The sequence below is a fragment of the Staphylococcus sp. HMSC068C09 genome (assembly GCF_001813735.1).
In the GTDB taxonomy this organism is placed as follows: Bacteria; Bacillota; Bacilli; order Staphylococcales; family Staphylococcaceae; genus Staphylococcus; species Staphylococcus hominis.
Map to the genome: position 1 here is coordinate 1 of NZ_KV813759.1, position 22,975 is coordinate 22,975.

Annotated in this window: 20 protein-coding genes and 5 pseudogenes; 10 read left to right on the plus strand and 15 right to left on the minus strand. The window is 32.3% G+C overall.

Annotated elements, in window-relative coordinates; translation table 11 throughout:
* Positions 1-135: 135 nt before the first annotated feature.
* From HMPREF2930_RS07355 to HMPREF2930_RS11255, 4 genes are all read right to left on the minus strand, one after another.
* Complete coding sequence (locus HMPREF2930_RS07355) at positions 136-768, minus strand: hypothetical protein (RefSeq protein ID WP_037541471.1); 633 nt, start codon at positions 766-768, stop codon at positions 136-138.
* 11 nt (positions 769-779) lie between these two features.
* Positions 780-1,163 carry a hypothetical protein gene (locus tag HMPREF2930_RS07360; protein ID WP_002488496.1) on the minus strand — a complete coding sequence of 128 codons (384 nt, stop codon included), beginning with the start codon at positions 1,161-1,163 and terminating at the stop codon, positions 780-782.
* 355 nt (positions 1,164-1,518) lie between these two features.
* A complete protein-coding gene (locus HMPREF2930_RS07365; RefSeq protein WP_017175156.1) occupies positions 1,519-2,298 on the minus strand; it encodes a hypothetical protein in 780 nt (259 codons plus the stop codon).
* 823 nt (positions 2,299-3,121) lie between these two features.
* Positions 3,122-3,274, minus strand: a complete 153-nt coding sequence (locus HMPREF2930_RS11255) for a TetR/AcrR family transcriptional regulator (protein ID WP_079335331.1) — start codon at positions 3,272-3,274, stop codon at positions 3,122-3,124.
* A gap of 434 nt (positions 3,275-3,708) precedes the next feature.
* On the opposite strand from HMPREF2930_RS11255, the gene HMPREF2930_RS07370 reads away from it, so the two are divergent.
* On the plus strand, positions 3,709-4,206 hold the full coding sequence (locus HMPREF2930_RS07370; RefSeq protein WP_017175155.1) for a GNAT family N-acetyltransferase: 498 nt from the start codon (positions 3,709-3,711) through the stop codon (positions 4,204-4,206).
* Positions 4,207-4,263: 57 nt separating this feature from the next.
* Positions 4,264-4,494: pseudogene (locus tag HMPREF2930_RS11260) on the plus strand (IS5/IS1182 family transposase); the annotation flags it as partial.
* 97 nt (positions 4,495-4,591) lie between these two features.
* Here HMPREF2930_RS11260 and HMPREF2930_RS11265 read toward each other — a convergent pair.
* The 6 genes and pseudogenes from HMPREF2930_RS11265 to HMPREF2930_RS07395 all read right to left on the minus strand — a co-directional run.
* Positions 4,592-4,769 (minus strand): annotated as a pseudogene (locus HMPREF2930_RS11265) (diacetyl reductase); the annotation flags it as partial.
* Between the two features lie 63 nt (positions 4,770-4,832).
* Complete coding sequence (locus tag HMPREF2930_RS07375) at positions 4,833-6,209, minus strand: MFS transporter (RefSeq protein WP_029376768.1); 1,377 nt, start codon at positions 6,207-6,209, stop codon at positions 4,833-4,835.
* A gap of 24 nt (positions 6,210-6,233) precedes the next feature.
* Positions 6,234-9,251, minus strand: a complete 3,018-nt coding sequence (locus HMPREF2930_RS07380; protein ID WP_017175153.1) for an NADH-dependent flavin oxidoreductase — start codon at positions 9,249-9,251, stop codon at positions 6,234-6,236.
* Between the two features lie 82 nt (positions 9,252-9,333).
* A complete protein-coding gene (locus HMPREF2930_RS07385) occupies positions 9,334-10,239 on the minus strand; it encodes an FAD:protein FMN transferase (RefSeq protein WP_037541164.1) in 906 nt (301 codons plus the stop codon).
* A gap of 1,684 nt (positions 10,240-11,923) precedes the next feature.
* Positions 11,924-13,849: a heavy metal translocating P-type ATPase gene (locus HMPREF2930_RS07390; protein ID WP_017175150.1), complete on the minus strand. Its 1,926-nt coding sequence runs from the start codon at positions 13,847-13,849 to the stop codon at positions 11,924-11,926.
* 329 nt (positions 13,850-14,178) lie between these two features.
* The gene (locus tag HMPREF2930_RS07395; RefSeq protein WP_000391495.1) at positions 14,179-14,505 is read right to left on the minus strand and encodes an ArsR/SmtB family transcription factor; all 327 of its coding nucleotides are present in this window, start codon (positions 14,503-14,505) and stop codon (positions 14,179-14,181) included.
* Between the two features lie 206 nt (positions 14,506-14,711).
* Between HMPREF2930_RS07395 and HMPREF2930_RS07400 the strand changes: the two genes are divergently transcribed.
* Positions 14,712-15,071, plus strand: a complete 360-nt coding sequence (locus HMPREF2930_RS07400; protein ID WP_017175149.1) for a ZIP family metal transporter — start codon at positions 14,712-14,714, stop codon at positions 15,069-15,071.
* 111 nt (positions 15,072-15,182) lie between these two features.
* Here the strand turns inward: HMPREF2930_RS07400 and HMPREF2930_RS07405 are convergent.
* Positions 15,183-15,521: pseudogene (locus HMPREF2930_RS07405) on the minus strand (recombinase family protein); the annotation flags it as partial.
* Between the two features lie 8 nt (positions 15,522-15,529).
* Between HMPREF2930_RS07405 and HMPREF2930_RS07410 the strand changes: the two are divergent.
* The 7 genes and pseudogenes from HMPREF2930_RS07410 to HMPREF2930_RS07440 form a co-directional block, all read left to right on the plus strand.
* A pseudogene (locus HMPREF2930_RS07410) lies at positions 15,530-16,159 on the plus strand (hypothetical protein); the annotation flags it as partial.
* Positions 16,160-16,345: 186 nt separating this feature from the next.
* Positions 16,346-17,707 carry a cassette chromosome recombinase CcrA gene (gene ccrA / locus HMPREF2930_RS07415; protein ID WP_002473153.1) on the plus strand — a complete coding sequence of 454 codons (1,362 nt, stop codon included), beginning with the start codon at positions 16,346-16,348 and terminating at the stop codon, positions 17,705-17,707.
* Positions 17,704-19,332, plus strand: coding sequence for a cassette chromosome recombinase CcrB (ccrB, locus tag HMPREF2930_RS07420; protein ID WP_017175146.1), 1,629 nt, complete (start codon positions 17,704-17,706; stop codon positions 19,330-19,332). Before ccrA ends, ccrB begins: the two co-directional genes overlap by 4 nt.
* A gap of 502 nt (positions 19,333-19,834) precedes the next feature.
* Positions 19,835-20,185 carry an SAUGI family uracil-DNA glycosylase inhibitor gene (locus HMPREF2930_RS07425; RefSeq protein ID WP_049436158.1) on the plus strand — a complete coding sequence of 117 codons (351 nt, stop codon included), beginning with the start codon at positions 19,835-19,837 and terminating at the stop codon, positions 20,183-20,185.
* 86 nt (positions 20,186-20,271) lie between these two features.
* A complete protein-coding gene (locus tag HMPREF2930_RS07430; RefSeq protein WP_031864168.1) occupies positions 20,272-20,586 on the plus strand; it encodes a DUF960 family protein in 315 nt (104 codons plus the stop codon).
* Positions 20,587-20,601: 15 nt separating this feature from the next.
* On the plus strand, positions 20,602-21,105 hold the full coding sequence (locus tag HMPREF2930_RS07435; RefSeq protein ID WP_017175359.1) for a DUF1643 domain-containing protein: 504 nt from the start codon (positions 20,602-20,604) through the stop codon (positions 21,103-21,105).
* A 14-nt stretch (positions 21,106-21,119) separates the two neighbouring features.
* A complete protein-coding gene (locus HMPREF2930_RS07440) occupies positions 21,120-21,341 on the plus strand; it encodes a hypothetical protein (protein ID WP_029376781.1) in 222 nt (73 codons plus the stop codon).
* A 106-nt stretch (positions 21,342-21,447) separates the two neighbouring features.
* Here HMPREF2930_RS07440 and HMPREF2930_RS11875 read toward each other — a convergent pair whose 3' ends face one another.
* The 4 genes and pseudogenes from HMPREF2930_RS11875 to HMPREF2930_RS07455 all read right to left on the minus strand — a co-directional run bounded on the left by HMPREF2930_RS11875 (position 21,448) and on the right by HMPREF2930_RS07455 (position 22,778).
* Entirely contained in the window at positions 21,448-21,852 is a 405-nt protein-coding gene (locus HMPREF2930_RS11875) for a restriction endonuclease subunit S (protein ID WP_037546737.1), read from the minus strand.
* A 145-nt stretch (positions 21,853-21,997) separates the two neighbouring features.
* Positions 21,998-22,421, minus strand: a pseudogene (locus tag HMPREF2930_RS11880) (restriction endonuclease subunit S); the annotation flags it as partial.
* A complete protein-coding gene (locus tag HMPREF2930_RS07450) occupies positions 22,403-22,642 on the minus strand; it encodes a hypothetical protein (protein WP_049436162.1) in 240 nt (79 codons plus the stop codon). The pseudogene HMPREF2930_RS11880 and the gene HMPREF2930_RS07450, both read right to left, overlap by 19 nt.
* On the minus strand, positions 22,635-22,778 hold the full coding sequence (locus tag HMPREF2930_RS07455) for a hypothetical protein (protein WP_017175355.1): 144 nt from the start codon (positions 22,776-22,778) through the stop codon (positions 22,635-22,637). The genes HMPREF2930_RS07450 and HMPREF2930_RS07455 overlap by 8 nt, the downstream gene beginning before the upstream one ends.
* Positions 22,779-22,975 lie beyond the last annotated feature (197 nt).

Sequence of the window (22,975 nt, forward strand, 5' to 3'; positions counted from 1 at the left end):
TATCTAGATACTTTATGTCCCGGACTCTTTTTTTAATATGCCATTTTAGACGATTACAGAGTTTTAAAATGATGAGCACACTTTAACTTTATTAAAATTCCCTTCTATTAAGAACGTTGAACGACTCAATGTGAGTTATTGCAATACACTATTTTTAATTTTCACTTTCTCACCGGTTTTAATTTTATCATATTGCTTTTTCGGGACAACAACTAAACGTTTGCCTTTATTAGTTTGAACGGTAATGGTATATAATTTCTCATGCGCTTTCATTTGTTGTTTCAACATATTTTTTTGGTATTCAACACGATTGGTTTTATTTTTATACATACCGGATGTAATAAAATAAAAATATAACCAATTATTATAATATGAAGTGGCCATAAATTGTGACGTATATGAAGCTCCTGGTCTATATCGATGTCTTGTAGACACCATTGATCGTGCTTGTTGAGACTGAATTTTACCAGTGTCTTGTTTGAATTTTGATGTCTTGTTATTATATGTAATACTATTTGTTCGACTAGCTTGTTGAGCTGCACGCTGACTTGATTGTTTTGCAACTCGTGAAGCATTCATTGTACTTGAACGACTCATTGACGAACTTGAAGACGTTGAACTTCTAACCGCAGAAGATGACGAACTACTACTCGAACTTGAGCTACTAGTGCTTGAGGTTACAGCTTCTAAATTTGTAGACAATATACAAAGCGAAGTCACATTAAAGATTATCATTATACTTATCATTTTTAATACTTTATACTTCACCCACTCACCTCTTACTCTTTAGACACTTCATCTTTAGCAGTAACTTGTCCTTCAATATCGTCATCGCCATAAATCATATATGGTGGACGATAGACATGAATCTTTTTGCCATCTTTAATTATATAAGGCTTTTTATTTCCATCATTTAAAATATGTTCATAAACGTGTTCTAAATCCGTCTTTTGTAAATGTGATTTACCATTTTTATCTTTATATTTTATTTCCACATTGGGTGTATCTTCTGAACCATTATTTAGCACTTCATAATACTCATATGTATATTTCTCTGACTTTTGACTATCTTTAGAAGGTTCTTTCTGCTCTCCTGATGTTCCGCAAGCCGCTAAAATAAAGGATAAACCCAATAGACTAGCTAATAATATTATCTTTCTCATAAACACCCTCCTCTACTCATTTGCATTGTAACATTCTTAGTCCATTCATTTCCAAGTGAGTGATACATAACTTATTTTATCTTTAACACTTTTATATACATTTTAATATATCAATTGTGAGTTATTTCATTTTTAATTATTTTTGTTAAACTATATTTAAAATCATCGATCACTTTTACTTATAAGTTTAACTTTTAAATACAAAATATGATGAGTAAGGAGAGATAGCTATGTCAATATGGTTTGTTTTATTACCTTCACTATCTTTTTTAGCCGTTATGATCATAGGGTATATTTGTACTAAAATCTTTATTCGCTAATATACGGGTCGCCTTATACTATCGCTATACTTCACTTATTGTGTTTGCTTATTGATCACACATTGTAAGTAAATGGCTAGTAATATTTCTTTCTCTACTCTAGTGCTGTGAATGTGTATAGTGTGTTTTTCGCCTCTTTTTTTAGTTCGCTTGCTTTTTGAAATATCTAAAAAACTACGCTTTGCGGTTAATACTACGTCATTCTCAAATGTAATTTTGGTTTCATTACTAAAAAATGGATTGCTTACATCAAACACCTCAGATTTGTAATTAAACGTGTAAGGAATTTGTTGCTTTCCCCCACTTTTAAAGAACTGTTTCATCTCAAGTGTACCTACTTCTTCATTATTCAAATACATCGTATATTGATGTCTATTCGCTACCCCATGTTTACGAATTATTTTTACATCGTTCTCACTAGAAGTCATATATATACTATATTTTGTTTGAATACCAAAGAGACTCAATAATTTATGAAATATATTAACAAAAACGGGTTTATACGTTATTGTTTCGTTACCATATATCACATTGCTTTGATTCTCAATGATATATAAAGGCATTTGTACAAAGAATTCTCCCGCTTTAAAATCTTTATTATTGAGACGTTTATTAATGAGTGGATGCTTTTTTTGTAAATGTTTTCTAAAAAGCAAAACGCCTACTATAATTATAGTAACTATTCCCCAAACTAACCATGTACTCCAAAGCGGAACCTTGAATAATGATGATTTTCCCATAAGTACTAAAAACGTGTTTATTAAGTTAAATATGAGAAGCACTATCCATATCAGTGCTTCACGAAACATCGTCATTATTCATTTCTCCTTTATTTAATAAGTAAGTTTATAATATATCATGCAATCTATTTTTTTATTGCTTTTGTGAGGTACTTTTGCGTATCGGTTAATGAGGCGGTTTTTATACTTATATGAATTTTAATGGTTCTTATACTTTTTTATATGAACTTATTGTATCACTAACTAATCATCTTATTGAAAGACAGAAACGTAATTATTAGTTATTGCGGAATCCGGAATGTAAAGTTTCTGAATACGTGAAAAAAGACAAATTCTATTGAGTTGTATAAAATTTATCTCTACCTGTTAATTATATTTTTGGTTAGATTATTTATTTTTCATGTGTTCTTCTTTCATTCTCACAAATATCACGTCATGACCTGTTTTTAGAATAACTATTTCTATCATTTTTACCAATTTCAATATATTTTTCTAAATCTGTAAAATTCATATTTCTATTTCTTGAATCCAATGTTCACTTAAAAATAAAGTTTAAAACTTTTTCTAAAAATTCCATTCTAGACAATTTCTATGTATGTTTTGAATAATAGTAGAAGTCTGAAGAAAAACAATTGAGCATTATATCAACCTTAAAAGTCAAGACTTTCAATATTCTTTTTTTAAATTGCAATTTAATCAAATCAGCTAGTGAATGATAAAATGGAATATGGATTAAGGATCCAGCAGGGTTTGAGGACTTTTCAATAAACGATAGAATTGTAAAGTTTGTCTCTTTTAAATTCAAAAAATAGCTTAAAATGCCAAAAACACGTTAATAAGGAGAATTATTTCTATGTTTTTCTAAATACGTATCAATTTCTTGAAATATAGCTTCAACCTACTTGTCCATAACTGATTCGCATAGACGTGCCTTGCTCTCAAAATGTCGATATAATGTCCTCCCACCTACACCAGCATATTTAGCAATATCTGACATCTTCATTTTTGTAATATCTATATTGCTATGTGATAACTCAATTGTTGATGACATAATTATATTTTTATTTCGTCTGCATCACTTCTAATTTTTTTTGGTCCCCGTGTCAAACTTAATATCCCTTTCCTTATTTAATGTTTTATTTCCAACGATACTTAACAATGATTTACAGGCAATTATTAACCAATCTCTATTAAAATGAATATCATACTACTTACAATAAAACTAGAGCATCCTTCACTTTTACGGTGAGGGAAGCCTTATTATTTATTTTTTTATTATTACTATTAATATATTTATTCTTAATACAATCAAATATGAGAATTTTATAGGTTTCATAGTAAGAGTAATCAATCGAGAATAACAAGAAAATGAGAATTAGTATGTGATGAATTAATTGTTAAAATAAAGTGTTCACAGTGAATGATGACTTATTCGTTATTTATATTTATAATGCAAATATATGAGAAAATTTTGGGAGTGGAATTATGAAACTAAGAGCATTAGAGTATAGTGATTTACTTTTTGTTCATGAATTAAATAATGAATATTCTATTATGGCTTATTGGTTTGAAGAACCTTATGAATCCTTAACGGAACTTCAATATTTATTTGATAAGCATTTATTAGATGAATCGGAGAGACGTTTTATTGTTGAAGATGAAAATCAAGTCGTAGGGATTGTTGAATTAGTAGAGATTAATTACATCCATCGTAATTGTGAAATACAAATAATTATTAAACCTGAGTTCAGTGGTAAAGGTTATGCAAAATTCGCATTCGAAAAAGCGATAAATTATGCATTCGATATATTAAACATGCACAAAATTTATCTATATGTTGATACAGATAACAAAAAAGCTGTGCATATATACGAGTCACAAGGATTTAAAACTGAAGGATTACTCAAAGAGCAATTCTACACTAAAGGTAAATATAAAGATGCCTATTTTATGTCATTATTGAAATCTGAATATATTTTATAGCATTAAAAACAACTCATATATTCATTTAGGTAGGTTCAAACCTAAATTACTTCTAATAAAATTGAAATGGGCTTCACTCGAATGTCCGTAAGAGGAATAAATAAAGTTAAAAGAGAATTTGGATTTGTATGAACGGCACTCAATATGAGAAAAGTAGCAGCTCAATTGATCTGAAAATAATCAAAAAATTATAAAAAAGACAATTTCTATATTATTTCAATAGAAATTGTCTTTTTTGACTTATCCAGAGACTTTATGTCTCAGACTCATCATCCCACTCTCACATGAATGCATTGAGTTGACATTTTGTATAAGCACACAATCATTATATATAAATATTTAAACGCTTTTTTATCCGTTAATTACCATGACGAAGTATCCCTTTTTATCTATACCCTAATCCACCATCAGTTAAAATGAATTGACCAGTAATATAGTCAGAATCATTAGAATGATACTAAGTTTGCAACAGCGGATGGTGCTTGATATCTTCCAAGCGTAATTTCTGAAGAAAAGGCTTCAAACGCATCTCCTATTTTAAGACTATCATAAAGTTTAACTATTTATTCATCATTCATCATACGATCAAAATTCAATTAATAATATTTACTGCGCCAACTCCCAATTTAAGCATCTACATTCTTTCTAGGAATTAAACAATACGCGGCAATAAATGCGATAAACACTAAACCTGCCCCTACGATAAATGCGATTGTAGCTGCAAATTGTGCTGGGTGATTGACAGATAATGCCGTATAAATTGTAGTTATAACAGCGATACCGAATGCTGCACCGAGTGTAGAAGTCATTTTGATAATTCCTGATGCAGTACCAGCTTTTTCTGCCGGAACATTAGATACAGCTGTAGATAGCGCTGGTGTCGCAAAGAAACCTAATCCTAGACCTATAAAGATAAATCCGATGCACGCCACAATATAGTAAATCATGTTAGGCAACGAAGTGAAGGCTAAAAGTATAATACCCACTGTAATTGATAAAGGACCTAACATAAGTGGCAATTGTGGCCCTCGATTTTGCATAAAACGTTCACCTACACGTATCATTAACAAACTACACAACATATATGGAATTGTAATTAAACCCGCTTGTGCGCCTGTTAAATGTTTATCATCTTGAACATAGATATTAAATAATGCAAGTGAGCCTATATCCATATTCACCATTAAATTAGCTAATGTTGTGCCAATATAAATATTATTTGAAAATAAACTAAAATCTATGAAAGGTTCATTTTGACGTTTTTCAAATATATAGAAAGCTATTAATGTCACAATGAATATGGCAATTAATATTACAATAATAGGATTTAACCATCCAATTCTATCACCTTGCGTTATTACTATGTTAATACTTAACATCATAATGACAAAAATAATGATACCGATAATATCAAATTTTTTATTATGTGCAGATTCATCTTTAGATTCTGGTATGCCTTTAAGCAATATTAAGGCAAGAATTGAGAAAATGATTGACAACACGAAAATCCAACGCCACCCAATAAAAGTGGCTATCATTCCAGCAAATAGTGATGCTAATCCTGTTCCACCATATGAACCAAATGACCAATAACTTAGTGCCTTTTGTCTTTCTTCACCATGAAAGAATGAATTAATTAACGCAATAGTTGCCGGAAGTAGGCATGCTGCAGATAAGCCTTGTAACACACGACCTACCAATAATAAAAGTGGCGCATGAGATATAATCAATGCAATAGACCCAAGTATACTAAGTATCAAACCTGCGTAAGTAATTTTAACTCGACCTATCTTATCAGATAAACCTCCTGCTACAACTATAAACACACCAGTTAAGAGTGATGTAAGACTGACCGCAATGTTAACAATACTCATATCTACATCATAGAAACGTTGCACATGTGGTGCGATATTCAAGAAAGACTGTGCAAATAACCAATATGTGAGAATCCCTAAAATAATCGCTACAATGAGTTGTTTTCCTTTATTAAACTGTTCACTCATCATTAAACGCCCTCCTGTTCTCCTTTATTTCATTACAGCACTTTGACCGGCAATGCGACCAAAAGTGAAAATATCTGCCAGTGCATTACCACCTAAACGGTTACCTGCATGTATACCACCAGCAACTTCACCAGCTGCATACAATCCTTTAATGATATGACCTTCTACATCAACGACTTGTGCATGTGTGTTGATTTTTAAACCACCCATAGTATGATGTATTGCAGGTTTTCGTGGTGTCGCATAGAATGGTGCTTTTTCGATTTTTAAATCAAATGCATTTTTATTAAAATCTTCATCATGTCCTTGTTCTACGAAAGTATTATATCTTTCAATCGTATTCACAAAAGTAGTTGTATCTATGTTTAATTTTTGAGCTAACTCTTCTAAGGTATTAGCCTTTATTAAAGTGCCATCTTCTAATTCTTGATTGATTTTGTCTTCAGTCGTATTCATAGCTAGCGCTTTAATATTTGCGTCTGCAATAATATAGAAGATACCGTCTTTTTGTTCTAATGCTGCCTTAGATAATACATCTCTACTTTCAAATTCGTTAACAAAACGATGTCCTTCCTTATTAATGAAGACGAAGTTTGAAGGTGTCACGATTAATCCTGTGAATAATGCACCTGTTTTAGGATCAGAAATCGGCATCATTTGAGAGAATCCCATACCTACAATGTCAGCGCCTGCTTGCACACCTAAACGTATACCATCACCTGTAATTGCAGGAGAATTTGTTGTTTTAATATCATCTGGAATGTTATCCCAATACGTATTATATTGTTGTATCATTTTAGTATTCGCTCCAAAACCACCTGTGGCCAACACTACGCCGTGACGAGTGTGAATCTTAACTTTAGCACCATTTGCTTTACGTGCTTCAATACCAACAACTTGATTACCTTCTTTAATTAATTTTTCTGCAGTAGTTTCTGTAAAAATACGACCATGATGATGTTTAACGTAATCTCCTAGATTTTCAATGTACTCTAAACCTTGTGCTTTCATTGGTTTATGACCACGACGCCATAGTGCACCAACAGGCATATCTACAAATGAACGATCAAAATGTACCCCTTTATCTTTCAACCAGTATACTGATTCCAAAACATTATCTGTGAGTGTTTTAACTAAATCATAATCACCTGAAATTTCGACATTATTACGATCTTTACGTCTTCCACCTAGATACGTTTGAATGCGATGTAATTCAACAGAATCGAAAAGATAATCATCTTTATTGCTACTTTTTTCAAGGTAATCTTTAATTTGACGCTTTAAAGTATTGAAATCTTCAAGATAAGCCTCATCTATATCCTTTTCATCATGATTTAATAACTGTATCAATGTGTCTTTTTCACCAGCGAGTGCAGGGAATGCACTTTGCCATTTAGGCTCAGCAGCATTGACTTGACCACCTGTTCGGATGGTATTGCCACCTATAGCCGCAAATTTCTCAAGCATGATGACTTCTTTTCCTTCGTCTAAAACCGTAGCTGCTGCACTTAAACCAGCACCACCTGTACCAATCACGACTACGTCAGTCGTCTCTTCAACGACCTCATCAGACCACTGAACAACTGGTTTAGGACGTGCTCGTAAAATATCTGGATCTTCGCCTGCTTGTTCAATTGCATCTGCAATGCCCTGCACGATGCCTTCACTTGTTACTGTCGCACCTGATATGACATCGACATTTAACGTTTGTCCATTGATGATATCTTGAGGTAAACGTTCAAAAACTGGGTTCGCTATACCTTCAGACTCTCCACTATCATCTACTTCAATACTTACAATTTTATCTTCCGACAATTGAACTTTCATTGGTAGATTGCCATTATGACCTTTTGCATAAACATGATACGTGCCTTTGTTAAATTTCACTTTTTTATTTTGTAGTGCTTTTAATCTTTCATATTTACGATGTTCTTCTTCTTTATCTAAAATCATGAAGTCCATCACTTTCCACAGAGGAGATGGTATGTGAAGTACTTTTTGGTCATGTATATCGACAAATTGTTCAACTTCTTCGTTTTGTGAAATTTTATCCGTCCATTGAGGTTCTATTAAATAGGCTTTTCCAACGCTTAAAAGATCATAACCGAGTTCAAGGGCATGTTCTGCATCTTTTCGTTGCGCAATACTACCAACACCAATTAATGGAATTTGTGCCAACTGTGCACTTTTCATTTTATGATATTTATTAATTAAAGGTTCTGTATCTTCTTGATTCACTATGGACGTACGTTGGTAACTGTTTGCTGATATATGGAAGTAATCGGGTTCATATTTTGCTAAAGTATTTAGTAAAAACATTGTATCTTCAAAACGTATGCCTGGCTCTTCAATTTCTTCAGGTGAGAATCGATATCCTATTATAAAATGAGAGGCTTCATTTTCAGCAACGACATGTTGAACTTTTGTTAGTACTTCGATTGGGAATCGCGTACGTTTTTCACGACTGCCTCCCCATGTATCTTCTCTTCGATTAGAATGCGGAGAGAAAAATTGTTGTAATAAGTATGTGTTGGCACCATGAATTTCAACACCATCAAATCCTGCTTCTATAGCACGACGTGTCGCTTCTCCGAAATCTTCTATCATCTGATTGATTTGAGCATGTGTCATTTCTCTTGGTGGTACCGCATCAGGTCTTAATGCTGCAATAGGACTCGCAGATATGGGTTGTTCACCTTCATTGAACTTAGGATTCGCCATTCTTCCAGCATGATAAAGTTGTAAAATCGCTTTTGACCCCTTAGATTGAATCGCTTCTGCTAGACGTTTAAGTCCAGGTATTTTGTCATCGTTATCAATACCTATAGCCCCTGGGAAGCCTCTCCCATGGTTTTCAACAAAACAACTTTCAACAATAATTGCTGAAGCATCACCAGCCCTAAATTGATAATAATCAATCATTTCTGATGTAACACTTCCATCAAAATATCCAGCTTGGATAGTCATGGGCGCCATTAATACTCTATTTTTTAATTCGGCACCACATTTAAATTTAAAAGTATCAAATAATTCTTTACTCATAGCAATTCCTCCTAAGACATTGTGATTTTTTTCACATTTATACTTAAAAATAAAATACTCTTTATGAGTATTCTTTAAAATTTTATAAATACCTCTGCATTTTTGAAGTCATTAAAACGTTTCCATCTCTTGTCACAATGATGCCTTCAACACCATCTATGAGGTTTAATAATTCAATATTTTGTTGTGATTGACCAAAACTACAAATTGTACTCCATACCTCGCCATCAATCCCATGATCAGATATGATTGTCACGCTAACGATATCATTATCTACAGGATATCCTGTATTGGAATCCAAAATATGATGAAATAATTGATGTTCCTGTATGAAATAGCGTTCATAGATGCCGGAAGTAACAACTGATTGATGCTCTACATTTAATGTAACGAGTGATAATGCATCTTTATAAAAAGGATTGCGTACACCTACATGCCATTTTTCTAAAGTTTCCGGTTGTCTACCAATTGTTAAAACATTACCACCTAAATCGATAATGGCAGAAGCTACACCATGAGATAAAAAGTATTGCTGTAATTGATCAGCAAAATAGCCTTTTACAATGGCTCCTAAATCAATCTCCATTCCTGGTTGTGTAAGAAATACTTCATGTGTCTTTGAATTTAGAACAAGATTTTCAGGATTCATACACATTAAAGCGCGTTGTATATCTTCTTCTTTAGGTTTCAATGCATCTTTGAAACCAATTTTCCATAATTTAACTAATGGCCCTATCAATATGTTCATCTTAAAATTAGAAGATAGTGTAATTTCATAACCATAACGTATCATGTTAAACATCTCAGGATTAACCTTGACTGGTGCGATACCTGCATGTTGATTCACATTCATCAAATCTGATTTTGGATCATTAGCACTAAATTGAGATTCCCAATCATGAATTTTTAATTCAGCTTCTTGAAGTAATGTGTTCGAATGTTGATGTTCAATCGATAAACGTATCACCGTCCCCATTGCTTTAATCATTAGCGTTTCCACTTTTGATTCCCCCTCTATACGTGTATCACAACGCTAATATGTATATAAAATTTAAAAGTTATTTTAAATGAAATTATTACTTTAGTTTCTACATTCATATTAACACAATTTCAAATATTTGATTTTTACTTATTTAGATGTTCATAATTATGTCAAAAGTTAATCAAAGTATAAATTTTACTATTTTAAAAAATTCTTTATTATATATTTTTAATAAAAAAGAGTAGAACAGAAGCCATACAGAATTCTTTATTCCACTCTTCACACAGTACTATGATCTGTAACAACAATTATTGATATTCCATTAGTATATATGCTGTATACCAAAATAAAATAAGAAAGCATTTCCTTTAGATTCTTATAGTTCTTAAAAATATCTAATTCCTTTAAATCATTTATATTAGAATACCCACTGTAAAGAATACTTTCTTTTTTAGCAATTCTAAATATTTCATCTTCGCTAATAGATAGAAATATTGTTTATTCCATTCATCATATAATTTGAAATCATATGAGCTTAGAGTATGTATATGTAATAGTGTCTTATGGTATTTACCAAAATTTATTTTATCCTGTTCTTTCATCATCTTATAGGCTTTTTTCTACTTCTATGTCTTTCATTCGACACTCTCCAAAGATATATTTTCCATAATCTATTTTTTAGTTTTATTTATGATATGCTTCTGCGTATCGTTTTATACTGGGGTTTTTATAATAATAATGGTCCTTACATTTTCAAAGACTAAATTCACGTGTAGACATATTGAATGCGTCTTATTAGGATCTAATCTAATCAAACAAAAATTTAAGAGAGAAATCATATCTACAGGTTTTTTAACCAGAAGATTATTTTGATCTATTTCAAAAATTTTCAAACCGTTCTTAAAAGTGTATTTTTATAAAAGTATGATAAAAGAGAAATTTTAGTCGCTTACTTCGTTTCAAGATATTACTGATACAATAAGGTTAAAAAATCGGTACGTTTAACAGAACAAGTGTAGGTATTATAATAAACGTTTTTGATTTTGATGAAAAATAAGCTGTTCAATTTTTGATTGAACAGCTTTACCTAGTTATCCTTACTTTTATTCTTTTACCCTCAAAAGGCGGAGAGCATTCAGTATTACAATAATAGCAGCTCCTGTATCACTTAATACGGCCATTCATAGTGTAAGTATTCCCAAGAATATCAGAACAAATGCCGCCAACTTTATTGTGATGGAAAACCAGGTGCGGTTGGGAAAATCCCCTTCCTGCGATTACCGTTCACAAACGCCCAAAAAGAGCAACTGGCTCTTTTAGCTCTGGGACTGTCTTGGCATAGAGAAGGTAAAACCTTTCCCACTTAAAAGAACGGAAAAAGACGCTCTGTCCTGGCATTATCTTTGGCTCGACGCTTGCCCCCATACGGATATTAATCGTTTCGAAACTTTTAATACAGTCAATTTAACTTTTGAATGTAAACTGGCTGCCTTAAGTCACTGTTTATGATTTTATGCTTCCCATGCTCTTTAATTGCTTATTTGACCGCCCGTATGATAAAAACGGTATGCAAGGCATTGTTTTTACTCATAACATCTTTATTAGATTGCTCTGTTTTTTAGTGTCCAATGTTATGGGAACATTGTAGAATCCACACTTCAAAGTTCATTCATGTCAATCGATTCGTTCATTATTTAGATCTTAATAATCGAAGTCCATTTAGTATAACAACTAAAGTACTTCCTTCATGAACAATTACACTGATTGTAATATCAGTTAATCCTAACAAACTAACGACAACTAAAAAGGCAACAACTGCCATTGAAAAAATAATATTTTGCCTAATAACACGACCCATATTTGAGGAAATTTTATGAGACTGTACTAATTTAGATAAATTGTTCTGCATTAAAACCAAATCAGATACTTCTACTGCCACATCAGTACCGCCCCCCATAGCTATACCAACATCAGCATTAACAAGGGCCGGTGCATCGTTCACACCATCTCCAACCATGGCAGTAACTCCAAATTTTTCTTTTTGTTCTTCTATAATTCTGGATTTATCTTCAGGCATTACATTAGCGATAACTTCGTCTATTCCCAATTGTTCGCCTACAGCTTTTCCCGTCATTTCCGAATCACCAGTAATTAAAGTCGTGTGGATACCAAGTTTCTTAAAGTAATTAATTGTTTCTTTAGCATGCTCATTCGGAATATCCATTAGAGCTATAATCCCAATAACTTCTTCATTTTCTGCTACGTATACAACCGTCTTTCCTTCTGATGCCCAATCATGATTGAACTGGGTATACTCTTCAGAAGCACTTTCAAAAGAAGTAGGCTTACCAATACGATAATTTTTTCCATTATAATCTCCTGTCAGACCTTTTCCAATTTGATTAGTAACTTCGATGTCTATTTTATTTTTAACTTCAAATTTTTCTAAAATAGCATTAGCGAGTGGGTGATTGGATTCCTTTTCAAGGGCGACTATAATATCAATAATATTTTCTTCGTTCACAGAATGAGTGAAATAGTAATTTGTTACTTTAGGTTCTCCGTTCGTAAGGGTTCCTGTTTTATCGAAGGCAATTGCATCTATATCCGCTAATTGTGATAGGTAAGTACTTCCTTTTGAAAGCACGCCTTTTTTAGCTAGGTTAGATGTTGTAGACAATGTTACAGATACAGTAGCTGCTGCCAAAGCACACGGTGAAGCTGCGACTAAAATCACTAATCCCCTGTAAACACTTTGCGACCATGTCCAATCAAATAGAAAAGGAGCAAGTAACATTACTAATGGTATTGCGATTAAAACTATATTAACATATTTAGGCTCGAATTTTTGAATGATACTGGCAGCTTTTGTTTGATTATCTTGGTTTTGACTAACTAATTGTAAAATTTTAGAGAATACAGTATCCTTGTTTTCCTTAGTGACTTCCATAGTAAAAGTACCTGTTCCATTAATCGTACTTCCAAAAACTTCGTCACCCTTAGATTTCTCTTTCGGTATACTTTCTCCATTAATAGAAGATTCATCAATTGAGGTAGTACCGGATAAAATAATCCCATCAATTGGAACTTGATCACCGTTCAGCACTTGGAGTTGATCTCCAACTTTTAATTCACTGACATCAACAATTTTTGTGTTTCCATCAGGTAGGATTAATTTAGCTGTCGTTGGGTTCATTTCGAGTAGCTTAGTAATTTCTCTTTTACTTCTTCCTTCAGCGTAATCTTCAAGAAAATGAGCGCCGGAAAAAATAAGTATCAAAAGGGTTCCTTCCCAAAAACTCCCTATCAGAGAAGCCCCGATTGCAGCTAATCCCATTAGAATATGAGAATTAGGAGTGAATTTTCCCTTTAATTTAGTATTTTCAACTGTCTCTCCAATTCCTTCGAGAATAATTACATGGTAGCCGGCTGTGATTGTGGCAATTGAAAATAAGATGTTTTGTATTAATAAATTTGCATCACTTAAAAAAAGCCCAATTATAGCCAACACTAAGCCAATAAAATATGAAATAATTGGCATTTTTCCGTGATCATGATCATGACTATGATCGTGGCTATGACTTTCGTGTGCTTGTTGCTCTTGAATATTTTTCATTTCTATCACCTTTCTAAATAAATATGATATATCGGGTTCCAATATATTCGCAGTAAGCTTTACTAAACCAGGACGTTAATTGACCACATCCAAACTTTTTGTATCCAATAATACATCCTATGAATTTATCAACCGTATTCACTAACCCTCTCTGCTACACCCATCTCACTTTCCTTCGAGATATCATACAACGCTTTCCATTCTGTTTTTTTGTTTTCCATATCCATTGCAAAACCCCCTTTTCATATGCCTATAATATTGTTATATGATCATATAACAATATTAATGACGTGAATTATTATTAACACTCATTACTGGTTTACGGAATACTAGTGATGACAGGCGTGATCGATCGCCTGTTTTAGCATATTCATAGTATGTTCATCATCATGGGAATAAAACAATGTTGTGCCTTCCCTTCGGAATTTTACTAACCGTAAATTTTTCAAGAACCGCAATTGATGGGAAACTGTTGATTGTCTAAGATGTAGCGTTTCAGCAATACCGTTTACCGAATACTCCTTATAAAAGAGCAAATGGAGAATCCGGATTCTCGTAGGATCACCTAACGCTTTAAATGTTTGCGATACGACAAATAATGTTTCATCATCTAAATCCTTATTATTTACTTCCTCTAATTCCTTTTTTTCTTCCATTATCCTTCCCTCACTTTAGGTTTCAATTCAAAACCTTATATATAATAATCACTATTTATCTACATATATTAATATATGTTCATATATATGATATAACCATCTGAATAAAAAATCAAATAATATTTAATATGAATTCATATATTTTGTTTTGATTTTTTAGAGTAAAATAAACAAAGCCTTTTTAAGAATAGTGGGATGAGTGCAGTATGGATGATCGGGCGTTAGCTTCCGCACTTGTAATTGGTGTTGGCGGTGGACTCGCTTGGATAATGGAAGGTTTTCAAAGTGGTCATGGCTTTATTTATTCATTATGTGCAGGCCTTATAATTGGCTTATTATTTTTTGAAATGATTCCGGAAAGTATTGAATTAGGCGGGTGGGTAATTTTACTCGGTGGAATAGCAATAGGCTTAGTATTATTCCAATCCATTCATCTATTAATGGATAAAATTACAATTATCACTAATAGTCATCAAAAAGATATTTTCGTTCGATCGGGGGTACTTTTAATTATCAGTATAGCAATTCATAATTTCCCTGTTGGCAATATTCCTTTATTTGTGTAATTTGACCATTAATACTAAATTTATCAATGTCTTGAGAAATTATTGAAACTCTAACATAACATCCTACAGATTTTCTTTTCATTTCTTTCATATTTTTCATCCTTTCATTAATTAAGCAATCGATGATTGCGTAGCTTGGTTTACAATGTTTAGCGGTTCATTTTTGAAATAGATTCCCACAAGGCTTTTGTTTTTAGAAATATGAATTTCATCAATATATCGGTATAACATGCTTAACGTGAAGTGTTGTTGAATTACATTTTCAAAAGACTTTTGAATTTGTTGCTCATTTATTGATAGTGTTGGTTTTGATTGTTGAAGTAACGATTGAGATTGTTTTCTGAACGTTTCTGCATCGATGGCTCCTTTAGCTAATTTATCTATCAATTGTTCTTGTGTAAGTGTGCTCCTAGTTTCTAGGGCCCTTTGTTTTTTGATCCGTTTTTGAATTACATCATTGGTTTAAAGATAAATTGAAGGATGAAACAAATAATACTGGTATTCGTATGTTTGAGCGCTATGCGGCTATCACTACTTCGGCCAAGATTCTTAGTCATGTTTTATCTACAGATATTGATATCACTAAAATAAAAGATTACTTTATTGATTATCATACTCATACAGTCTCTGAACGATCACTGGCAGATAAAGCGATTGAAGTCGTTACGCAATTTGTAGCACAAAATCGTGGTAAGTTTTCTGATGACACAGCGTTAAAGAATATGATTGAGAATTATGGACTAATTGCCTTAAAAGATGATTATATCGAAGTCAAAATCATTGCGACTGTATTTAAAGATATGCTGAAAGAACAGCACTTTCAGGATGTCAACAATGTCGTGAATGCACTAAGAGATAAAGGTTTTATTGAATCTGACCGTGATCGAATTACGACAAAACGAACAGTTAAAGATGACTATGGTAAGAAACAGTCACTTGTCTTTTACCATTTAAAACTAGATTCAGAATATGCATCTATTTTTGGTCTAACTAAAGATGCTGAACCTATTAAAGCTAAAATTAACTTGGATAACAAAAAGATGCTTGAATCATGGAAAAAACAGAATGATGATTTAATTGATTTTTAATAACTTAAAGATGCAATCGTACAGGAGTAGATAAAATGGATGAATTGATTGAATTACTAGCTGATTTAGTTATTGAAGAGTTACAGAACGATAATTAATCATTGCGGTCCAACGTGCTTTTAACACGTTGGACCTTTCATTCTAATTCATTCATAAACATATATTATCTCTATGGAGGTGTATAACATGGAAGAAGCCGTTGCTTACGTACGTCAAAGTACACTCAAACAACAAAGCTTAGCCACTCAGAAATCCCTCATTATAGACACTGCTAAGCAATATGGATGGTCCAATGTAACATTTTATGATGATAAGAAAACAGGTCGACATACAAAACGTTCGGGCTATCAAAAAATGGTAGAAATGATTACATCTGGAAAATGTAAAGTATTATGTTGTTATCGTCTGAATCGACTCCATCGTAATTTGAAAAACGCTATACAATTCTTTGAAATTTGTAAAAAGAATCATGTCACAATCATCAGTGTGAACGATGGATATTTTGATTTGTCTAAAGAGTTTGATTGCTTTCGCTTAAACATACTCATGAGTCTAGCAGAAATGGAGTCTAATAATATCAGTGAACAAACACGAAATGGAATAAGAGAAAAAGCCAAACAAGGTAAACTAATCACAACTCATGCACCTTTTGGCTATCGTTACAGACAAAGTCATTTTGTTGTACATGAAGAAGAAGCGTATACAGTCAAAACTGTCTATCGCTGGTACTTACAAGGTCTAGGCTACAAAAAGATTTCCCAACATTTAGATAAAAATCCTAAGCTTATTCCTCGTAAACCCTATCAAGTTAGAAATATTCTCTTGAACCCTAACTATTGCGGTCGTGTCATCAATAAGTATGGCACGTTTAATGATATCGTTCCATCTATTGTCGACGTTGATACATTTGAAGAAGTACAGCAACGTCGCTTGAATAAACATCATAAACAACACATTTCTGAAAACAAATTAAAGAAACTAATTAGATGTCCGTACTGTCAATCAACATTAACAAACTTAACGATTAAAAAAGCGAATCATTCTCTACGTTACTACGTCTGTCCTAGAAATATGAATGAAGCCTATCATACGTGTCCATTTAAAGGTATGAATGCACTAGAACTTGAAAGTAAAGTGCTCGACACTTGTAAAAAGTATTTTGAAGAACAATCGTTTCATAATCGACTGAATGACACAATACTCAAAGTCCTAAAACAGCAACAAATGAAGCATAAAGAAACCCATCTAACACAAGCACAATTGATTGAAAAGCTAGCTCAAAATCGTATTGATGTAAAAACGTTCAAACGTTTATCTGCTAGTTGTAAAAGTGAAGAGAATTATCCTACTTATTCAACCTACCAAATCGATGACAAATTAAAATATGTCATAAAAAATAAAATAACTTTACAGGATATAGCACCTTTGATTGATGACATTACAATAACTCAAACTAAACAGTTACAAGGAATCTACTTTAAAAATAGTCCACTCAATATCGTTGAACAATCACATTTAATAACTCCCGAAAGGAATGAAGTAATATGAAACAACTCAAAAAGAAACGTATTGGATTATATGCACGTGTATCAACTGAAATGCAAACGGATGGTTACAGTATTCATGGTCAATTAAATCAACTTACAGAGTATTGTCAATTTCAAGGTTATGAAGTCGTTGATGAATATACCGATCGAGGTATATCGGGTAAAACAATGCAACGTCCAGAATTACAGCGTATGTTAAAAGATGCCAACGAAGGTAAATTAGATTGTATTATGGTCTACAAAACCAATCGTTTAGCGAGAAATACCTCAGATTTGTTAAATATTGTCGAGGAATTGTATAAGATTAATGTCGAATTTTTTAGTCTCACTGAAAAAATAGAAATTGCCAGCTCAACAGGTAAATTGATGCTCCAAATTTTAGCCAGCTTCGCAGAATTTGAAAGAAATACGATTGTAGAGAATGTCTACAATGGCCAAAGACAACGAGCGATTGAAGGTTATTATCAAGGTAATTTGCCTCTAGGCTACGATAAAGTACCTGACAGTAAAAAAGAGCTCATAATCAATCAACATGAAGCGAATATTGTTAAATATATTTTTGAGTCATACGCTAAAGGTCATGGTTATCGTAAGATTGCGAACGCATTGAATCATAAAGGTTATGTGACTAAAAAAGGTAAACCGTTTAGTATTTCGTCCATTACTTACATCATCTCAAACCCCTTTTACATTGGAAAGATACAGTTTGCGAAGTATAGACACTGGAGCGATAAAAGACGAAAAGGACTCAATGAAGAACCGATTATTGCAGATGGTAAACATGCGCCTATAATTGATAAAGCTTTATGGGATAAAGTACAGTTTAAACGCAAAGAAAGTCGTAAGAAACCACAAGTTCACGGTAAAGGGACAAACTTACTGACTGGCATTGTAAAATGTCCAAAATGTGGCGCAGCAATGGCGGCAAGTAATACAACCAATACATTAAAAGATGGCACTAAGAAAAGAATCAGATATTACTCATGTAGTAATTTTAGAAACAAAGGTTCTAAAGTTTGTTCAGCCAATAGTGTTAGAGCAGATGTATTAGAAAAATACGTTATGGACCAGATATTAGAAATTATTAAAAGTAAAAAGGTATTGAAACAATTGGTTGAAAAAGTAAATGAACAAAGCCAAATAGATAAATCCTCTTTGAATCATGACATCGCTTATAAACAGTCACAATGTGAAGAAATCAAAGCCAAAATGCATACACTAACGAAAACAATCGAAGACTCACCTGACTTAGATAGCGTATTGAAACCAACAATACTTGGCTACCAAGATGAATTGAATCAAATAAATAATCAAATCCATCAACTAGAACGAGATAAACAAGCGGAAGCTCCACATTATGATGCTGATATGATTGCCAATATACTACAAACAATATTCAAAGATATAGATAAATTAGAGAAATCTCAATTGAAATCACTATATCTAACAGTCATCGATCGCATTGACATAAGAAAAGATGAGCATTGTAAGAAGCAATTTTACGTTACACTCAAACTGAATAATGAGATTATCAAACAACTATTTGATAATCATCCACTTGACGAAGTGCTCCTCAGCACTTCGTCTTTATTTTTGTCCCAAACATTATATATAACTATTGAATAAACAATGACTATTCTGTTATTCTTTCACTTATTTTATCTAACCAGTTTTAGAATTCTCTTTATCAATTTCAATAACACTTATCTAATGAAACAGTCATTGTCGTAATTTTTTTCATAACTACACGATGCTTATATTGAAATTGCTAAAGAACATCCCACAATGATTTTTTACCGGGAAAGGAATGGGATTTGCAGATTCGAAGAAGCAGAAGGATTGTGCAAGCACAATCCCAAAATCCCGTTATTTTTTATAAATAAATAATATATATAAGGAAGCAGAGAGACCTACACATATCATCAATACTTATAAATAATGAGTTGATTGTTCGTCAAAATGAGTGGGATTTCGGGATTTCCTTGTTACACCAACGTTTGTAGCGGGTTTTTATATGGAATTTTCTCATATTGTCAACGGGATCCGTAATAAATGGCAAATCAAATATATATTATCCCAATGATGTATATCAACTACATCACTATCACACTATCTAGGAGGCAATGATATGAAAACAACCACTCAAGAACTCAAACAATATATAACTCGTCTATTCCAACTATCTAACAGCGAAACATGGGAATGTGAAGCACTTGAAGAAGCAGCAGAAAATATTCTACCAGAACGTTTTATTAATAATTCTCCACTTGCGCATCTTACACTTGAAACTTATACCTACTATAATGATGAGCTACATGAGCTAAGTATCTATCCATTTTTAATGTATGCTAATAACCAACTCATCAGCATTGGTTATCTGGATCATTTTGATATGGACTTTCTGTACCTCACAGATACTAAAAATACGATTATCGATGAACGTCATTTATTAAAAGAAGGAGGGAAAGACCATGAATAATTGGATCAAAGTTGCACAAATATCTGTTACGATTATTAGTCAAGCAATTATCATCATGAAAGAAATTCAAGACGAGGTAAAATAACATGAAAATCAATCGATACATCACAAGAGGCATTAGTGAACAACTATCTCTAGACCTTCAAATCTTACTTTGGAATATGGTAAAAGAAAGAGATAATCAACCTCATACAGATTACCTACACATTTTCAGACTACAAGACGAAGATAATAATATACTCTCAATCTCACATGAACAAGAACAACCCGCATACAAATTGGAATATCACTATACAAACTATGTAAAAAATCAAAATGCATTACCTAAGAAAGTCTACGTCATTCGTGAAGATGATGTAGACGCTTTTTATTATGTGATGCTTTTACCCGAAGAATACTAAAGGAAGTGACGATATATGAATATAATTAAAAATACGATACACACAGAAGCGATTTTTAGCGATGATGAACAACATCGCTACTTACTCAAGAAAACATGGGATGAAAAGAAGCCCGCATGTACAGTGATAACGATGTATCCTCATTTAGATGGTGTATTATCACTCGATCTTACTACGGTTCTCATTCTCAATCAATTAGCGAATTCAGAACGATACGGTGCTGTATATCTTGTAAATTTATTCTCTAATATTAAAAGTCCAGAAAATCTCAAACATATCAAAAATCCATACGATGAGCACACTGATATTCACTTGATGAAGGCAATTAGTGAGAGCGAAACAGTCATTCTAGCCTATGGTGCCTATGCGAAGCGGCCAGTTGTTATCGACCGCGTCGAACAAGTGATGGAAATGTTAAAACCTCATAAAAAGAAAGTCAAAAAGCTCATTAATCCAGCCACAAATGAAATTATGCATCCACTTAACCCTAAAGCACGTCAAAAATGGACATTGAAATAAAAGAAGGATTATCTATGAACCATGAAACCACATACTCAGACTGGCGAACGGTTGCTAGTTGTTTAGCATCACAAAATTACATTTCAATAGTAAAAGGTCTGGTGCATCATTTCACAGCCATCGATGACGAGGAAATACTTGATAAAATCTATGAAGAGTTTATGAACGATGATTGTATCACAACGGTACTTAATAATGATTTACAGATGATTATTAACCATTATTTATCAAAATAAAAGCTATATTCTAATAAAATAAGAGCATCCTTCACTTTGCAGTGAGGGATGCTCTAATGCTTATTTTTTTGCTAATTTCAATTGACATAATAGGTTTTTATCAGAATTACACAAACATTTTCTGTAAAAGTCCTTGTTTACGTTGTTTTAATATTTCAATCTTTGAAACCTGTTTTTCAATCAATTTATCAAAACTATTCAAAAATCTTCCTATTTTTAATTGTTCTTCAATATTTGGTACTTCGATACTAATATTTTCAAATGTAGACTTATTTACAATTTGAGTTGCTGTTTTCCCTGCAATACGTTTCATATATTTTGACACTTTTTCAAAAGCATAATATAAAAAGTCTACGTTCTTATCATTATTAGGAACTAGTGCATTTATTTGTTGATTACATGATCCTTCTTCTCTCAAAATTGCATTCTTTCCAATACTAGCTATACAAGTAATAAGTAATGTATTTTTAGGTAATTGTCTAGCTTTTTTAAATCCTTCATCGCTCAACATGTATTCACTATTTTTTACATTTTTTTATTATTTATATCAGTAGGTGTAACCCATATATAGTTATTACTATTCCAATATGCACTTTGTTTTTTACTAGGCGTATTACCTGTATAAACCTTACCTAATTCTTTAATTTTTTGAGTTACCCATTTAGGATAATCATTTCCATTTTCATCCTTAAATCTTAAATCTTGCGAGAATATCTTTTGCATATACCCACGCTTTTGTTGCTCTAACAATTCTAATTTCTTCTCTTCTAGCTCAATTTGACGGTCGAGTTTGCTAAAGAAATCACCTATTTTTTGTTGTTCTAATATTGAAGGATAATTAATAGAGAAAGTTGAAAACTCCTTATAACTAATAGATTTACCATCTCGAATACCATAAATCATAGAATCTAGTTTTTTTATAAACCTAATACTTTTAAAGTATTGTTTAAAAAATTTAGGTTGTGCTAGTTCCTCTTCACCTCTTAAGACAGTATATGCAGGACTAACTATTCCTTCAATCGTATTTAATTCAAATCCGCCTTGAAAAGAACGTAAACTGATTATAAAATCATTAGGCAATGTTCTTTTATAATTTGATAGATTTTTTTATCATACTTAATTTCTAAATCTAAGTCTTGTCTAGGCACCATACCTTTATCTTGAGTGGCTGATAAAACTAATAAATCACCATCATGCTTTTTATCTGAAACATTAGTAAATAAATTTTTTGCTTGATTAGTGGTCCAATCAGTATTAAATTCAGGAAATCTTAGTTCGGGAGTATTTGCTCGTTCAGTCATGTTTCAACACTCCTAGTTCTTTAAGATAGTCATTGATTTCTGATCTCACATTATATATATTTACTCGTTCATACCCTAAACTCTCAAGTTGTTGAAGTACCTCATTTTCTAATGCATATTCATTTTGATAAGCCATTCATTCATCCACCCTAAACTTAATCTTTCCTTAAATATATCAAAATTTAGTAATAATTAATATTGCATACTTCATTTTTAAGCAACTAATTAATAAAAACCGCATCATTTATGATATGCTTCTCCCTATCAATGATTTTGCTAAAAATATTTTACTTAAGTTTTTAGGTTCTGTTGCAAAGTAAAAAAATATAGCTA

Bases quoted from the DNA above. Each gene is read 5' to 3' on its own strand.
- HMPREF2930_RS07430 (WP_031864168.1), top strand. From the start codon at position 20,272: ATGAAAATCAATCGATACATCACAAGAGGCATTAGTGAACAACTATCT.
- HMPREF2930_RS07395 (WP_000391495.1), bottom strand. From the start codon at position 14,505: ATGGAAGAAAAAAAGGAATTAGAGGAAGTAAATAATAAGGATTTAGAT.
- HMPREF2930_RS07440 (WP_029376781.1), top strand. From the start codon at position 21,120: ATGAACCATGAAACCACATACTCAGACTGGCGAACGGTTGCTAGTTGT.
- ccrB (WP_017175146.1), top strand. From the start codon at position 17,704: ATGAAACAACTCAAAAAGAAACGTATTGGATTATATGCACGTGTATCA.
- HMPREF2930_RS11875 (WP_037546737.1), bottom strand. From the start codon at position 21,852: ATGTTGAGCGATGAAGGATTTAAAAAAGCTAGACAATTACCTAAAAAT.
- HMPREF2930_RS07375 (WP_029376768.1), bottom strand. From the start codon at position 6,209: ATGAGTGAACAGTTTAATAAAGGAAAACAACTCATTGTAGCGATTATT.
- HMPREF2930_RS07455 (WP_017175355.1), bottom strand. From the start codon at position 22,778: ATGGCTTATCAAAATGAATATGCATTAGAAAATGAGGTACTTCAACAA.
- HMPREF2930_RS07360 (WP_002488496.1), bottom strand. From the start codon at position 1,163: ATGAGAAAGATAATATTATTAGCTAGTCTATTGGGTTTATCCTTTATT.
- HMPREF2930_RS11255 (WP_079335331.1), bottom strand. From the start codon at position 3,274: ATGTCATCAACAATTGAGTTATCACATAGCAATATAGATATTACAAAA.
- HMPREF2930_RS07380 (WP_017175153.1), bottom strand. From the start codon at position 9,251: ATGAGTAAAGAATTATTTGATACTTTTAAATTTAAATGTGGTGCCGAA.
- HMPREF2930_RS07450 (WP_049436162.1), bottom strand. From the start codon at position 22,642: ATGACTGAACGAGCAAATACTCCCGAACTAAGATTTCCTGAATTTAAT.
- HMPREF2930_RS07390 (WP_017175150.1), bottom strand. From the start codon at position 13,849: ATGAAAAATATTCAAGAGCAACAAGCACACGAAAGTCATAGCCACGAT.
- HMPREF2930_RS07400 (WP_017175149.1), top strand. From the start codon at position 14,712: ATGGATGATCGGGCGTTAGCTTCCGCACTTGTAATTGGTGTTGGCGGT.
- HMPREF2930_RS07385 (WP_037541164.1), bottom strand. From the start codon at position 10,239: ATGATTAAAGCAATGGGGACGGTGATACGTTTATCGATTGAACATCAA.
- ccrA (WP_002473153.1), top strand. From the start codon at position 16,346: ATGGAAGAAGCCGTTGCTTACGTACGTCAAAGTACACTCAAACAACAA.
- HMPREF2930_RS07435 (WP_017175359.1), top strand. From the start codon at position 20,602: ATGAATATAATTAAAAATACGATACACACAGAAGCGATTTTTAGCGAT.
- HMPREF2930_RS07365 (WP_017175156.1), bottom strand. From the start codon at position 2,298: ATGACGATGTTTCGTGAAGCACTGATATGGATAGTGCTTCTCATATTT.
- HMPREF2930_RS07370 (WP_017175155.1), top strand. From the start codon at position 3,709: ATGAAACTAAGAGCATTAGAGTATAGTGATTTACTTTTTGTTCATGAA.
- HMPREF2930_RS07425 (WP_049436158.1), top strand. From the start codon at position 19,835: ATGAAAACAACCACTCAAGAACTCAAACAATATATAACTCGTCTATTC.